This window comes from Crossiella cryophila (assembly GCF_014204915.1).
In the GTDB taxonomy this organism is placed as follows: domain Bacteria; phylum Actinomycetota; class Actinomycetes; order Mycobacteriales; family Pseudonocardiaceae; genus Crossiella; species Crossiella cryophila.
In genome coordinates this window covers 7,141,901-7,159,109 of the sequence record NZ_JACHMH010000001.1, presented here as the reverse complement: position 1 = coordinate 7,159,109, position 17,209 = coordinate 7,141,901, and the positions used below count along the sequence as shown (strand labels likewise).

Genomic DNA, 17,209 nt, shown 5'->3' with positions numbered 1-17,209 from the left:
GACAGGTCCTGATATGCCGAACGAGGAAGAACTCATCGCCCACCTGCGCTGGGTCACCGCGGAGCTGGCCGAGTCCCGCAAACGCCTGGCCGCGGCCAGGGAACCCATCGCGATCGTCGGCATGTCCTGTCGTTTCCCCGGCGGGATCAGCTCACCCGAACAGCTGTGGGAGCTGGTCGCCGGGGAACGCGACGCGATCACCTCGCTGCCCACCGATCGAGGCTGGCAGCTGGACGGCCTGCTGGACGAGGATCCGGCCAGCCGGGGCAAGTCCTATGTCAGCCAGGGCGGTTTCCTCACCGACGGGGACGCCTTCGACGCCGCGCACTTCGGCATCTCCCCGCGTGAGGCGCTGGCCACCGACCCGCAGCACCGGCTGCTGCTGGAACTGGCCTGGGAGGCACTGGAACGGGCCGGTATCGCGCCGGACTCGTTGCGCGGCAGTCAGAGCGGCGTGTTCACCGGCGTGATGTACCACAACTACGTCGACCGACTGGTCGGTACGCCCGCTGATCTGGAGGGCTACCTGGGCACCGGCAACTCCGGCGGCGTCGCCTCGGGCCGGATCGCCTACACCCTCGGCCTGGAGGGACCCGCGCTGACCCTGGACACCACCTGTTCCTCCTCCCTGGTGGCCATGCACCTGGCCTGCGAATCGCTGCGGCAGGGCGAGATCGACCTGGCCCTGGCCGGTGGCGCCACCCAGTTGTTCACCCCGGCGGCGTTCGTGGAGTTCTCCCGGCAGCGCGGCCTGGCCGCGGACGGGCGGTGCAAGTCCTTCGGGCAGGGCGCGGACGGCACCGGCTGGTCCGAGGGCGCCGGACTGCTGGTGCTGCAACGACTTTCCGACGCCCAGGCCGCCGGTAGCCGGATCCTCGCGGTCATCCGCGGTTCGGCGATCAACTCCGACGGCGCCTCCAACGGCCTGACCGCACCCAACGGCAAGGCCCAGGAGCGCGTCATCCGGGCCGCGCTGGCCAAGGCCGGGCTCTCCGTCGGCGATGTGGACCTGGTCGAGGGCCACGGCACCGGCACCGTGCTCGGCGACCCCATCGAGGCCGGGGCCTTGGTGGCCACCTACGGCCAGCGGCCCGGCGGCACCCCGCTGTACCTGGGGTCGGTGAAGTCCAACCTTGGGCACACGCAGGCCGCCGCGGGTGTCGCCGGTGTCATCAAGACCGTGCAGGCCATGCGCGCGGGGCTGCTGCCCAGGACCCTGCACGTGGACACGCCATCGTCCACAGTGGACTGGCAGGGCGTCAGCGTGCTCACCCAGGCCCGCCCGTGGCCCGAACTGGACCGCCCGCGCCGGGCCGCGGTGTCCTCCTTCGGCGCCTCCGGCACCAACGCACACCTTGTGCTGGAACAGTTCGAGCAGTCGGACCCGGTGCCAGGACCCGAAGCCGCGGTGCTGCCGCTGACCCTGTCCGCCAGCAGCCCCGAAGCCCTGCGCGCACAGGCCCGGCAGCTCGCCGGAGTCGTCACCGAGGGCGGGCTCACTGACCTCGCCCGAGCCCTGCACACCACCCGCGCCACCCTGCGCGAACGCGCGGTGGTCATCGCCACCGACGCGACCCAGGCGCGGGAAGCGTTGCGCGCACTGGCCGAGGACCAGCCCAGCAGTGCGCTGATCACCGGCACCACCCGCAGCGGCCCGCACGAAGCCGTGTTCGTCTACCCCGGTCAGGGCGCGCAGTGGGCGGGTATGGCCGTGGACCTGTTGGCAGAGCCCATTTTCGCCGAGTCGCTGCACGCGTGCGCGGACGCCTTCGCCGGGCTGGTCGACTGGTCGCTGCTCGAGGTGCTCGCCGACGCCGAGGCACTGCGCCGGGTGGACGTCGTGCAACCGGCGCTGTTCGCGGTGATGGTGTCGCTGACCCGGCTGTGGCAGGCCTACGGCGTCGAACCCGCGGTCGTGGTCGGGCACTCCCAGGGTGAGATCGTGGCCGCGCACATCGCCGGTGCGCTCACCCTGACCGAGGCCGCCAGGGTGGTGTGCCTGCGCTCCCGGCTCATCGCGGACAAGCTCGCCGGACTCGGCGGCATGGTCTCGGTGTCCCTGCCCGCCGCCGAGGTGGACACGCTGCTGACCGGCCTCGGCTCCGGACTGTCGGTCGCGGCGGTCAACGGCCCGGAATCCGTGGTCGTCTCCGGCGCGGTCCCCGGCCTGGACGAACTGCTCGCGCACTGCGACCGCGCAGGCGTGCAGGCCCGCCGGATCGAGGTCGACTACGCCTCGCACTCCGCCCAGGTCGACCTGCTCGCCACGGATCTGCGGGCCGCGCTGGCCGACCTGAAACCCGGCGCGACGACGATCCCGTTCTACTCCACCGTTTCCGGCGGCTACCTGCCCGGCACCGCACTGGACGGCGAGTACTGGCTGCGCAACCTGCGTGAGCCGGTCCGCCTCGACCACGCCGTGCGCGGACTCGCCGAACAGGGCTTCGACACCTTCGTCGAGGTCAGCAGCCACCCCGTGATCACCCCAGGGGTGGCCGACCTGCTGGCCGAGCTGGGTGTCCCGGCCACCACCACCGGCACCCTGCGCCGCCAGGCCGGTGGGCCAGAACAGTTCCTGCGCGCACTGGGCACCGCGTTCACCGGCGGCGCGAGCGTCGACTTCAGTCCACTGTGGACTGACCGCTCGCCGGTGTTCGTCGACCTGCCCACCTACCCGTTCCAGCGTGAGCGCTACTGGCTCACCAACGCGGACGCCGACCCCGGCTGCGGGCTCCTGGATGGGGTGCTGGAACAGGCCGAGACCGGTGACCTGCTGCTCACCGGCTCACTCTCGCTGACCACCCACCCGTGGCTGGCCGATCACGCCGTGCTCGGCGCGATCATGTTCCCCGGCGCGGGATTCGTCGAGATGGCGCTGCGGGCCGCGGCGGAGACCGGCTGCGGCCGCGTTGCCGAGCTGACCCTGCACACCCCGCTGGTGTTCGAGGGCGCGGAACGTGTTGACGTGCAGGTCAACGTCAGCACCACCCGCCAGGTCTCGGTGCGCTCCCGGCCCGAGGGCAGCAGGGGCGGCTGGGTGCTGCACGCCACCGCCGTGCTGGCCGCGGAGCCCGCCCCGGCCCAGCCCGGCTGGGACACCTGGCCACCGCCCGGTGCGGTCGAGGCGGACACCGCCGACTTCTACGAGCTGCTGGCCTCAGACGGCCTGGTCTACGGCCCGCTGTTCCAGGGCGTGCGCCGGATCTGGGTGGACGGCGCGGACCGCTACGCCGAGATCAGCCTGGCCGATGCCGCGCCCAGCGAGCCGTTCGTGCTGCACCCGGCACTGCTGGACGGCGCGTTGCAGGTGATGGCGCACGGCAGCCTCGCCGAAGGACAGACCTTCCTGCCGTTCACCTGGCAGGACCTCACCGTCTCGGCCACCGGCGCGCGCTCGCTGCGGGTGCGGCTGCGGCGGCTGGGGGAGAGCAGCGTGAGCCTGCTGGCCACCGACCCGGTCGGTGAGCCGGTGCTGGACATCGGCGAGTTCGCCACCCGGATGGTCGCCGACGGCGTCCCGGTGGCCACCCACCGCGCGGCCACCGGCAAGCTGCTCCGCCACGACTGGACCGAGCTGTCTGACACGGTGCGGCCCGAGCCCAGGGTGGCGGTGCTGCCCGGCAGCCTGGAATCCGAACTGAGCCCCTTCGACGTGCTCGACGCCGACCGGTACGCCGGTCTGGGCTCGCTGGCCGCCGAACTCGGCGCGCCGACCGCGCCGGAGTACGTGCTGCTGAACCTGGTGCCCCGCATCGGGAACCCGGCCAGGGACGCCCTGGCACTGACCCAGCGGGTGCGCAAGGCGGTGCAGGACTGGCTGGCCGAGGAGCGTTTCGCCAAGGCCACTCTGGTCTTCGTCACCACCGGCGCCTGCCCGGCCGGTCAGCGCGGCGGCCCCGACCCGGCCGCCGCGGCCGCGCTCGGCTTCGTACGCAGTGCGCAGAGCGAGCACCCCGGACGGTTCCTGATCATCGACCTGGACCCGGACGCCGACCCACGCACGTTGCCGCCCACCGCCTTCCGCCCGGAGGAGCCGGTGGTGGCGGTGCGTGGCACCCGGCTGCTCGCGCCCCGGCTGGCCGAGCACGACCCGGCGCCCGCGCTCACCCCGCCCGACCTGCCGGCCTGGAGCATCGACCTGGCCACCGCGAGCACCCTGGACGAACTGACCCCGGTGCCCGCACCCGAGGTGCTTGCCCCACTCGCCGCCGGACAGGTGCGGTTGTCCGTGCGCGCCACCGGGGTGAACTTCCGCGAGGTGCTGGTCGCCCTGGACGTGGTACCGCCTACCGACCGGCCGGTAGGCGGCGAAGCGGCGGGCGTGGTCACCGAGATCGGCCCCGGGGTCACCCGGTTCGCCGTCGGGGACCGGGTGATGGGCCTGGTGACCGGCGCCTATGCCGGACCGGTCGCGCTCGCCGACCACCGCGCACTGGCCCCGCTGCCCGCCGGCTGGACCTTCGCCCAGGGCGCGGCCGCGCCGGTGGCCTACCTCACCGCCTACTACGGCCTGGTCGACCTGGCCGGTCTGCGCGCGGGGGAGAAGGTGCTGGTGCACGCCGCCGCCGGCGGGGTCGGCATGGCCGCGGTGCGCATCGCCCGCCACCTCGGCGCCGAGGTGTTCGGCACCGCCAGCCCGGCCAAGCACGGCGCGCTCACCGCCGCCGGGGTGGCCGTGGACCGGATCGCCTCCTCCCGCAACACCGCCTTCGAACGCGTCTTCCGCTTCCAGGCCGCCAAGGGCGTCGACGTGGTGCTCAACTCCCTGGCAGGGGAGTACGTGGACGCCTCGCTGCGGCTGACCGCCGACGGCGGCCGGTTCCTGGAGATGGGCAAGACCGACATCCGCGACCCCGGGACCGTGGCCGCCGCGCATCCGCACGTGCGCTACCGGGCCTTCGACCTGCTCGACGCCGGGGCGGACCGGATCGAGGAGATGTTCGCCCTGCTCGGCAAGCTGTTCGCCACCGGGGAACTGGCACCGCTGCCGGTGCGCGCCTGGGACGCCCGCCGCGCCACCGAGGCACTGCGACATGTCAGCCAGGCCAAGCACATCGGCAAGGTGGTGCTCACCACGGCCCGCGTCTGGGATCCCGAGGGCACCGTGCTGCTCACCGGCGGCTCCGGCACCCTGGGCCGGATCCTGGCCTGCCACCTGGTGACCGCGCGCGGCGTCCGGCACCTGCTGCTGCTCAGCCGCCGCGGCGCGGCACCGGAACTGGTCGAGGAACTGCGTGCACTCGGCGCGGAAACAGTGACCGTGGCGGCCTGCGATGTCGCCGACCGGGCCGCGGTGGCCGCTGTGCTGGCGGGCCTCCGGCGTCCGCTGACCGCGGTCGTGCACGCCGCGGGCGCGCTCGCCGACCGACTGGTCGGTTCCCTCACCGAGGCCGACCTCGACACCGTGTTCCGGCCCAAGGTCGAGGGCGCCGCGGTGCTCGATGAGCTGACCCGGGATGCCGACCTGGCCGCGTTCGTGCTGTTCTCCTCGGCTGCCGGGGTCACCGGCAACGCCGGGCAGGCCAACTACGCCGCGGCCAACTCCTTCCTGGACGCCCTCGCCCAGCGCCGGACCGCCGACGGCCTGCCCGCGCAGTCCCTGGCCTGGGGACTGTGGGCGGAGACCAGCGAACTGACCGCGACCCTGTCGGAGACCGACCGGGCCCGCATCGCCCGCTCCGGCGTGCGCGCACTCGCCACCGGCACCGCACTGGGCCTGTTCGACGCCGCCGGTGCGCGGGACGAGGCACTGCTGCTGCCCATCGACCTGGACCTGACCGGTGAGCAGGAGCTGCCGCCGTTGTGGCGCAACGTGATCCGCCGCCGGGTGCGCCGGGTGGTGGCGCAGGCCCCGGTGACCGAGACCGCCAGCGCGGCCCGGCTCGCCGAGGTGCCGGAACCGGACCGGCTGCGGGTGCTCACCGACCTGGTCCGCGCGCACACCGCCGCGGTGCTCGGACACGGCGGCGCGGACGCGGTGAACCCGGTGCGTGCCTTCACCGAGATCGGCTTCGACTCGCTCAGCTCGGTGGAACTGCGCAACCGCCTCAACGCCGCCACCGGCCTGCGCCTGCCGGCCACCGCCGTGTTCAGCCACCCCAGCCCGGAGGCGCTGGCCCGCAAGCTCGCCGCCGACCTGTTCCCCACCGCCGAGCCCGAACCAGTGCCCGCACCGGAACCGGCCGAGTCCGGGCGTGGCCTGGCCGATGACGCCATCGACGACCTCGACGTGGAAGGGCTGGTGTCCTTCGCGCTGGGCGCAGCCGGTTCCGCCAGCACCGAAGGATGACCGACATGACCGTCTCCCCAGACCGCCTCGTCGACGCACTGCGGTCCTCGGTCAAGGAAACCGAGCGGCTGCGCGAACGCAACCGGGCCCTCACCGATGCCGCCACCGAACCCATCGCCGTGGTGGCCATGAGCTGCCGCCTGCCCGGCGGCGTGGACACCCCGGAACAGTTGTGGCAGCAGGTGGACAGCGGCGCCGACGCGCGCACCCCGTTCCCCGGCGACCGCGGCTGGGACCTGGAAGCGTTGCGGCCCTTCGCCACCGACGCCTACTTCGTGCCGGACGTCGGTGGTTTCGACGCCGACCTGTTCGGTATCTCCCCGCGTGAGGCCACCGCGATGGACCCGCAGCAGCGGCTGCTCCTGGAAGCCGCCTGGGAGGTCCTCGAACGGGCCGGGCACGCCCCGGATTCGGTGCGGGAACAGCGGATCGGCGTGTTCGTCGGCTCCGGACCCGGCGACTACCTGATCCGGCTGCTGGACAACCCGGCCGCCGCCGAGGGCTACATCGCCACCGGCACCGCGCCCAGCGTCGCCTCCGGCCGCCTGGCCTACACCTTCGGGCTGCGCGGACCCGCGGTCACCGTGGACACCGCCTGCTCCTCCTCCCTGGTCGCCCTGCACCTGGCCGCCCAGGCACTGCGCAAGGACGAGTGCACGGCCGCGCTGGTCGCCGGGGTGTCGGTGCTGTCCGCGCCGCACGGGTTCGTCGAGTTCGCCAAGCAGGGCGGGCTGGCCGGGGACGGCCGGTGCAAGCCTTTCGCCGACGCCGCCGACGGCACCAACTTCGGCGAGGGCGTGGCCGCCGTGCTGGTGATGCGCCTGTCCGAGGCCCGCCGCCAGGGACGCCGGGTGCTCGCGGTGCTGCGCGGCTCGGCGATCAACTCCGACGGCGCCTCCAACGGCCTGTCCGCACCCAACGGCGCGGCCCAGGAGGACGTGATCCGCCGTGCCCTCGCCGATGCCGGACTGTCCACATCGGACATCGACGCGGTGGAGGCGCACGGCACCGGCACCACCCTCGGCGATCCGATCGAGGCGGACGCGCTGCTGGCCACCTACGGCCGGGACCGGGCCGAACCGCTGTGGCTGGGCTCGGTGAAGTCCAACCTCGGCCACACCCAGGCCGCCGCCGGACTGGTCGGCGTGCTCAAGATGGTGCTGGCCCTGCAGGCCCGCCGGCTGCCCGCCACCCTGCACGTGGACCGCCCGTCCCGGCACGTGGACTGGGACACCGGCGCGGTCCGGCTGCTCACTGAGTCCCGGCCGTGGCCCGAACACGACCGGCCGCGCCGCGCCGGGGTGTCCTCCTTCGGCATCTCCGGCACCAACGCGCACGTGATCCTGGAATCCGTCACACCCGAACCGACCGAGCAGTCGGGGGAGTGCGGGACGGTGCCGCTGCTGCTCTCCGGCCGCACCGAGGCCGCGGTGCGCGCCCAGGCCAACCGGCTGCACACGCACCTCCTTGACCACGACGAGCACCTGGCCGACGTGGCGCTGACCCTGGCCACCACCCGGGCCCGCTTCCCGCACCGCGCGGTGCTGCCCGCCGCCACCCGAGCCGAGGCCCTGGACGGACTGCGTGCGCTGGCAGTGGGGGACACCCCGGTGCCGCCGGTCGGTGCGGCGGACCGGGTGGTGTTCGTCTTCCCCGGCCAGGGCTCGCAGTGGCTCGGCATGGGGTTGCGGCTGTGGGCGGAGTCGCCGGAGTTCGCCGCGGCCATGGCCGACTGCGAGCAGGCGCTGTCCGCGCACGTGGACTGGTCGCTGCGCCGGGTGCTGGCCGAGCAGTCCGCGCTGGACCGGGTCGAGGTGGTGCAGCCCGCGCTGTGGGCGATCATGGTGTCGCTGGCCCGGCTCTGGCAGGCGCACGGCCTCTGGCCCGCCGCCGTCATCGGGCACTCCCAGGGTGAGATCGCCGCCGCCTGCGCGGTCGGCGCGCTCTCCCTGGCCGAGGGCGCATTGGTGGTGGTCGCGCGCAGCAGACTGATCGCCGGGGTGCTCGCCGGTCGCGGCGGCGGCATGGTCTCGGTGCCCGTGCCAGCCGAACGACTCGACCTGCCAGGGGTCACCGTGGCCGCGGTCAACGGACCCCGCTCCACCGTCGTATGTGGACAGACCGAGGCCCTGGACGCGGTGCTGGCCGCCTTCCCCGACGCCAAGCGGATCGACGTCGACTACGCCTCACACGGCCCCGACGTCGCCGTGCTGCGCGAAGAACTCCTGGCCGCACTGGCCACGATCCGCCCGCGTGGCAGCGACATCCCGCTCTACTCCACGGTCGAGGCGGCCCGCATCGACACCGCGACCATGGACGCCGACTACTGGTACCGCAACCTCCGCCAGACCGTGCGCTTCGAGGCGGCCACCCGCGCGGTGGCCGCCGACGGCCCGGTCACCTTCCTGGAGATCAGCCCGCACCCGGTGCTCACCGCGGTGATCGAGGCGGGCGGGGTGCTGGACACCCTGCGCCGCGAGCACGGCGGCACGCACCGCTGGCTCACCGCACTCGCCGCCGCGCAGACCGCCGGACTGCCGGTGGACTGGACCCCGGCGCTGGCCCCGGCCCAGGTGATCGACCTGCCCACCTACCCGTTCCAGCGCGCCCACCATTGGGTTCGCCCTACCGACCGGTCGGTAGAGACGCGGAACGCGCCCCTTGACAGGCTGCGCTACCAGGTGGGCTGGACCCCGCTACGCCTCAACCCGGATCCGGTGCTCACCGGCGACTGGCTGGTCGTCACCGAAGCCCCCGACGACTACTCCGACAGCGTGCTGACCGCCCTGCGCCGTCACGGCGCCCGCCCACTGCTGCGCACCAGCGCCGAGGTCGACCCGGCCGCCCTGGCCGGGTACTCGGGTGTGCTCGCGCTGCTCGGTCACGACGAGACCCCCGAACCCGGCTTCCCCGGCGTGCCCAGCGGATTCACCCGCACCCTGCGCCTGCTGCACCAGCTCACCGGCACCCGGACCCCGCTGTGGTGCCTCACCCGCGCCGCCACCACCTCCGAAACCCAGGCGCTCACCTGGGGCTTCGGCCGGGTTGCCGCCTTCGAGACCCCGGAGTGCTGGGGCGGCCTGATCGACCTGGCCGGCCCGCTCGGCGAGGCCGAGGGCACCCGGCTGGCCGCGGTGCTGGCCGGTGCGAATCACGAGGACCAGGTGCGCATCGACCGCGCGGGCGCGCACGGCAGGCGGTTGCGCCGCGCCCCGGCCCGCCCCGAACGGCACACCGGCTGGCAGGTGCGCGGCACCTCATTGATCACCGGCGGCACCGGTGGACTGGGCAGCCAGGTCGCCCGCTGGCTGGCCGCCGAGGGCGCCGAACACCTGGTGCTGCTCAACCGCCGCGGCCCGGCCGCGGCCACCGAACTCACCGCGGAGATCACCGCCCTCGGCGCCACCGTCACCGTGCTGGCCTGCGATGTGTCCGACCGCGCCGCACTGGCCGAGGTCATCGCGGCCCACCCCGGCCTGCGCACGGTGGTGCACACCGCCGCCGTCCTGGACGACACCGCACTGACCACCCTCACCCCCGACCACCTGCGACGCGTGCTCGCGGTGAAATCCGTTGGCGCGCAACACCTGCATGAGCTGACCGCGCACCTGGACCTGGACGCGTTCATCCTGTTCTCCTCCCTCGCAGGCACCATCGGCGCACCCGGCCAGGGCAGCTACGCCCCGGCGAACGCCTACCTGGACGCCCTCGCGCACCGCCGCCACGCCCTCGGCCTGCCCGCCACCGCCATCGCCTGGGGAGTCTGGGGCGGCGGCGGGATGGGCACCGGTCAGCGCGGGGAGACCGCGCGCAGGCACGGCGTGCCCGAGATGGACCCGGCCGAGGCGCTCGCCGCCATGCGCACCGCCGTCGAACAGGGCGACACCACGCTGGTGCTGGCCGAGATCGAGTGGGACCGCTACTACACCGCGCTCACCGCCGTGCGCCCCAACCCGGCCCTCACCGAGATCCCCGAGGTCGCCGCCATCCCCGCGACCCAGCCCGCGCCCGCCCTGGCCGCCGACCCGCTCACCGTGGTGCGCGCCCAGGTCGCGGCCGTGCTCGGGCACGACTCCGGCACCCGGATCGAGGTGTCCCGGCCGTTCCGCGAACTGGGCTTCGACTCGGTGACCGCGGTGGAGTTCCGCAACCGCCTCAACGCCGCCACCGGCCTGTCCCTGCCCGCAACGGTCATCTTCGACCACCCCACCCCGGCCGCCCTGGCCGCCCACCTCACCGAGACCACCGGCGGCCCTGCCGTCCCAACCGTCCGGTCGGTAGGCGAGCACGACCCGGTGGTCATCGTCGGCCTGGCCTGCCGCCTGCCCGGCGGCGTGCGCACCCCCGAGGAACTCTGGCAACTGCTCCTGGACGGCCGCGACACCACGACCCCACCCCCGGCCGATCGTGGCTGGGACCTGGACGCGCTGCCCGCGGACTGCGTGACCACTGCCTCCTACTTGCACGAGGCCGCCGGATTCGACGCCGAGTTCTTCGGCATCAGCCCGCGCGAGGCCCTGGCCATGGACCCGCAGCAACGCCTGACGCTGGAACTCGCCTGGGAGGCACTGGAGAACGCGGGCATCGCCCCGGACTCGCTGTCCCGCAGCCGCACCGGCGTGTTCCTGGGCAGCACCGGCCAGGACTACCACGCGCTGTTCGCCCACGCGGGCGCCGAGGAGGTCGCCGGGCACGTGGGCATGGGCAGCGCCGGATCGGTGCTCTCCGGCCGCCTCGCCTACACCCTCGGTCTGGAAGGCCCCGCGGTCACCGTGGACACCGCCTGCTCCTCCGGCCTGGTCGCCCTGCACCTGGCCGCCCAGTCCCTGCGCGGCGGCGAGTGCACGACGGCGCTGGCCGGGGCGGCGACCGTGATGGCCACCCCGGCCGGGCTGGCCGAGTTCTCCCGGCAGGGCGGCCTGGCCCCCGACGGACTGTGCAAGTCCTTCTCCGCCAACGCCGACGGCACCGGCTTCGCCGAGGGCGCCGGCATGCTGGTGCTGCAACGGCTGTCCACCGCGCGCGCCCAGGGCCGCCCGGTGTGGGCGGTGCTGCGCGGCAGCGCGGTCAACCAGGACGGTCTGTCCAACGGCCTGTCCGCACCCAACGGCCGCGCCCAGCAGGAGGTCATCCGCCAGGCCCTCAGCGCGGCCGGACTGTCCACATCGGACATCGACGTGGTGGAGGCGCACGGCACCGGCACCCCGCTCGGCGACCCGATCGAGGCGCACGCCCTGCTCGCCACCTACGGCCAGGACCGGGACCGGCCGGTGCTGATCGGCTCACTCAAGTCCAACCTCGGCCACACCCAGGCCGCCGCGGGCATCGCGGGCGTGCTCAAGACCGTGCTGGCCATGCGCTTCGGCACCGTGCCCGCCACCAGGCACGTCAGCGAGCCCTCCCCGCACGTGGACTGGTCCGCGGGCAGCCTGGCCCTGACCACCGAGCACACCGACTGGCCGGACACCGGCGCGCCCCGCCGGGCCGGGGTGTCCGCCTTCGGTATCTCCGGCACCAACGCGCACGTCCTGCTGGAAGCCGACCAGCCACCGCCGCCCGCCGCCCGCGAGGCCGTCGAGTCCCGGCCGATCCCGCTGGTCCTCTCCGGTCGCGGCCCGGCCGCCCTGGCCGCGCAGGCACAACGCCTGCTGCCGTTGCTGGATCAGGACATCGAACCGATCGACCTCGGCCACGCCCTGGTCACCACCCGCACCCACCAGTCCCACCGCGCGGTGGTCGTGGGTCAGGACCGCGAGCAGTTGCGCGCCGGACTCACCGCGCTCACCCGTGGCCTTACCGACCGGTCGGTCGGCACGGAAGCGAAGCCGGTCTTCGTCTTCCCCGGTCAGGGTTCCAGCTGGGCGGGCATGGGACTGGAGCTGATCGAGGAATCCCCGGTGTTCGCCGCGGCGATGGCCGACTGCGCCCGCGCCATGGCCACCGTCGCCGACTGGGACCTGCTCGCCGTGCTCGGCGACGAGGCAGCCCTGCGCCGCGCCGACCTGGTGCAGCCCGCACTGTTCGCGGTGATGGTCTCGCTGGCCAGGTTGTGGCGCGCGCACGGGGTGGAACCGGCCGCGGTGGTCGGGCACTCCCTCGGCGAGTACGCCGCGGCCTGCGTCGCCGGCGCACTCACCTTGGAACAGGCCGCCGTCGCCGTGGTCCGCCGCAGCCGGGTCATCGCCGAACGGCTCTCCGGCGACCACGGCGTGCTGTCCGTGCCCGCGCCCGCGGACCAGATCTCCTTCGACGGTGTGGAGATCGCCGCCTACAACGGACCGTCCTCGACTGTCGTCGCCGGTGCCAACCAGGCACTCGAAGCCGTACAGGCGGCCTTCCCCACGGCCAAGCGGGTGCCGATGGACTACGCGTCGCACACCTCCGCGGTCACCCCGGCCCGCGCTGACCTGCTCGCCGAACTCGACGACCTCCGCCCCGCGCCCACCGCGATTCCCTTCTACTCCACCGTCACCGGCGCCCGGCTGGACACCGCCGGACTCGACGCCGAGTACTGGTACCGCAACCTGCGCCAGCCGGTCCGCTTCGCCGAGGCCAGCAGGGAACTGCTCGCCGAAGGCCACACCGTCTTCCTGGAGATCAGCCCGCGCCCACTGCTCGCGGCCGCCCTGCAACAGACCGCCGAGGCCCTCGACACCACCGCGCACACCCTGGCCAGCCTGCGCCGCGCGGACGGCGGCCTGGACCGGTTCCTGCGCTGCCTCGGCGAGGCGCACAACCGCGGCATCGAGGTCGACTGGCGGCCCGCGCTGCCCGGCGGCAGGGTGGTCGGGTTGCCCACCTATCCCTTCCAGCACAAGCGGTTCTGGCCGACCGCGCTGCCGTCCCGGCGGCCCGGCCAGACCCACCCGCTGCTCGGCCCGGCCGAGGAGATCGCGGGCACCGGCGAGGTGGTGTTCACCAGCACGCTCTCCGCCCGCACCCAGCCCTGGCTGGCCGAGCACCGCATCGGGCAGACCTGCCTGCTGCCCGGCACCGCGTTCCTCGAATTGGCCGTACGTGCCGCCGACGAGACCGGCTGCCAAGGCGTGGCCGAACTCGTCCTGGAAGCACCACTCCCGTTGCCCGACAACGAGATCCGGCTCCAGGTCCGCGTGCACGCCGCCGATGAGTCCGGCGACCGCCCGTTCGCCGTGCACAGCCACGGCGCCGACGGCTGGACCCGGCACGCCACCGGCCTGCTCACCGCCACCGCCAGCCCCGTTTCCCCGTCGTCCACCACACCACCGGCGGACGCCGAACCCGTTGACCTGGCAGGCTTCTACCCGGAACTCGACGCCGCTGGCTACCGCTACGGCCCCGGCTTCCAGGGCCTGCGCGCGGCCTGGCGACACGGCGCCGACCTGCACGCCGAGGTCAGCCTGCCTGACACCCTCCCTGCCACCGGTTTCGAGCTGCACCCGGCCCTGCTGGACGCCGCCTGCCAGGCCATCACCCTCGCCGGTGGCACCGAATCGGGCCTGCCGTTCCTGTGGACCGGCGTCCGCCTGCACGCCCGTGGCGCCCGCGAACTACACGTCCGCCTGACCCCGACCGGCCCCGACCGCACCGCCCTGACCGCCACCGACGCCACCGGCGCACTGGTGCTCACCGCCGACGGCCTGCGCACCCGCCCGTTCACCAGCACCGCGGCCGCCCTGCCCACCGACTCCCTGTTCACCCAACGCTGGGCCACCGTCCCCGAACCCGTCGAACCCGGCGACCCGGTCACTTCAGTCGAAGTGTCCACAGTGGACGAAGCCCTGTCCGTCGTCCAGGACGCCCTGAGTTCCGTTGGCACCGAACGACTCATGGTGATCACCCACGACGCGGTGGCCGTCCGCCCAGGGGAGGACGTGTCCATTGAGCAGTCCGGAGTGTGGGGCCTGCTGCGCAGTGCCCAATCCGAACACCCCGGCCAGTTCATCCTCCTGGACACCAACCGCCCGCTCGCCGCGACCGAACTGTCCACCCTGGCCGCCACCGGCGAACCCCAACTCGCCTTGCGCGGCAACGACTACCTCGCCCCCCGCCTGACCCGCCGCCCACCCGCGCTGACCCCACCCATCGAACCCTGGCTGCTCACCGGCTCCACCACCGGCAGCCTCGACGAGCTGACCCTGACCTCGATCCCGACCGAACCACTGGCCGAGGGACAGGTGCGGATCGGCGTGCGCGCCGCCGGGGTCAACTTCAAGGACGTGCTGATCGCCCTCGGCATGGTCCCCGGCGACCTGACCCGGCTCGGCGTGGAAGCCGCGGGCGTAGTCCTGGAAACCGGTTCGGGCGTGCGCGATCTACAGCCAGGCGACCGGGTGTTCGGCATGGTCACCGGCGCGTTCGGCCCCGAGACCGTCACCGATCACCGGCTGCTGGCCCGGATGCCCGCCGACTGGGACTTCGTCCGCGCCGCGAGCGTGCCCGCGGTCTTCCTCACCGCCTACTACGCCCTGCACGACCTCCTCGAACTCAAGCCGGGCCAACGGATCCTGGTGCACTCCGGCGCGGGCGGCGTCGGCATGGCCGCCATCCAGCTGGCCCGCCGCCTCGGCGCGGAGGTCTACGCCACCGCCAGCCCCGGCAAGCAGGACGCCGTGGCCGCGCTCGGCGTCGACCGCGATCACCTCGCCTCCTCCCGCACCCTGGACTTCGCGGACGCCTTCGCCGGCAGCGAGCTGGACGCCGTGCTCAACTCCCTGGCCGGGGAGTTCGTCGACGCCTCACTGCGCCTGCTCCGACCGGGCGGTCGGTTCGCCGAGATGGGCAAGACCGACCTGCGCGCCAACCCACCGGCCGAGGTGGGCTACCTGCCGTTCGACCTCTCCGACGCGGGCCCCGAGCGCATTGGCGAGATGCTCCGCGAACTGCTGGACCTCTTCGCCACCGGTGAGCTGACCCCACTGCCGATCACCACCTGGGACCTGCGCCGCGCCCCGGACGCCTTCCGGTATCTGAGCCAGGCCAAGCACATCGGCAAGGTCGTGCTCACCGTCCCGCGCGCACTCGACCCGGACGGCACCGTCCTGATCACCGGCGGCACCGGGGGACTGGGCGCCGCGCTGGCCCGCCACCTGGTGCACCAGCACGGGGTGCGCAGCCTGCTGCTGGCCGGTCGCCGCGGCCCGGACGCACCCGGCGCGGCCGAGCTACAGGCCGAACTGTCCGCGGCGGGCGCACGGGTCGCGATCACCGCCACCGACACCACCGACCCGGACCAGGTTCGCGCCCTGCTCGCCGCCGTCCCGGCCGAGCACCCGCTGACCGCGGTCGTGCACGCCGCCGGGGTCCTCGACGACGGTGTGCTGGCCGACCTCACCCCCGCCCGCCTGGCCAAGGTCATCGCCCCCAAGGCCGAAGCCGCCCGGCTGCTGCACGAGCTGACCGCCGACCTCGACCTGGCCGCGTTCGTGCTGTTCTCCTCGGCAGCGGGCGTGTTCGGCGCGGCGGGCCAGGGCAACTACGCCGCCGCAAACGCCATGCTGGACGCACTCGCCCAGCACCGGCACGCGCACGGTCTGCCCGCGGTGGCCATCGCCTGGGGCCTGTGGGACCTGCCCAGCGCGATGACCGCCGGGATCGACCGCACCCGGCTGACCCGCTCCGGCCTGCTCCCGCTCACCGAGTCCCAGGGCCTGGCCCTGTTCGACGCCCTGGTCACCGCCCCCGACCCGCAGGTGATGGCGGCTCGCCTGCACCTCCCGGCCTTCCAGCCCACCCCGCCCCGGCTGCTCTCCGCACTGGTCCGCGGCACCCGCCGGACCGCGAGCACCGCCACCCCGCCCAGCACCGAGGAGGGCCTGCTGACCCTGGTCCGCAGCACTGCCGCCGAAGTCCTCGGCCACACCGGCCCCGAGGAGGTCGCCCCGGACGCCCTGTTCACCCAGCTCGGCCTGGATTCCCTTACCGCGGTGGAACTCCGCAACCGCCTCGGCGCGGCCACCGCACAACGCCTGTCAACCACCATCGCCTTCGACCACCCCACCCCAAGGGCCCTCGCCCGCCACTTGCTGGGCACCCCCACGGCCGCCGAGCCCGCCCCGGCCCCGGTTACCGACCTGGTCGCCCAGCTCTGCCTGAACGCCATCAACGACGGCGACGGCGCGCGGGGCTTCGACCTGCTGCGCACGGTGGCCCGCAACCGCCCGCGCTTCCACACCGATCCCGGCACCCCCGCGATCACCCCGCTGAGCACCGGCCCGGCCCCCACCCGCCTGATCTGCCTGACCCCGCTGGTGCCCCTGGCCGGCGCGCACTCCTACGCCCGCTTCGCCGCCGGTTTCGACGGCGCCCACCCCATCGACGTCCTGACCACCCCCGGCTTCCTGGACGACGAACCCCTGGCCGCCTCCGCGGAAGTCCTCACCCAGGTCCAGGCCGACCGCATCGAGAAGCACACCGATGGCCCGTTCAGCCTCATCGGCTACTCCTCCGGCGGCCTGCTCGCGCTGCGCCTGGCCGAGCTGCTGCTGGCCCGCGGCGCGGCCCTGGAATCGGTGGTGCTGCTGGACACCTACCTGCCCCCGGCCGATCGCATGCCCGAGTTCGTCACCGCGCTGATGGCGGGCATGACCCAGCGCACCGACCTGATCCGCGACCTCACCGGCACCGGCCTGTCCGCGATGGCCTGGAACTGCGACCTGTTCGCCGAATTCACCCCCGCCGCACTGCCCGTGCCGGTGCTGTCGGTGCGCGCCGAGGTGCCACTGATCGCGGGCGCGATCGCGGACGTGGCCCCCGGCTCGTTGTCGCGGACCACGGCGGGCGACCACTACACCCTGATGGAGGAACACGCCCCGGCCACCGCGAATCTGGTGCGGGAGTGGCTGATGAGGTGATCGCGGCCGGGTCCGGTCAGACCCACACAACGGTGCTCCCGCTGGCTATCGTGGCAACCCCACGGTGTTGAAACGTTTCAATAGCCAG

At 73.8% G+C, this 17,209-nt stretch carries 2 pseudogenes; both read left to right on the top strand.

The window, feature by feature from the left end:
- Window positions 1–10: 10 nt before the first annotated feature.
- Window positions 11–6,289: pseudogene (locus HNR67_RS31155) on the top strand (type I polyketide synthase); the annotation flags it as partial.
- 17 nt (window positions 6,290–6,306) lie between these two features.
- Window positions 6,307–17,121: pseudogene (locus tag HNR67_RS31150) on the top strand (SDR family NAD(P)-dependent oxidoreductase); the annotation flags it as partial.
- Between the last annotated feature and the right edge of the window lie 88 nt (window positions 17,122–17,209).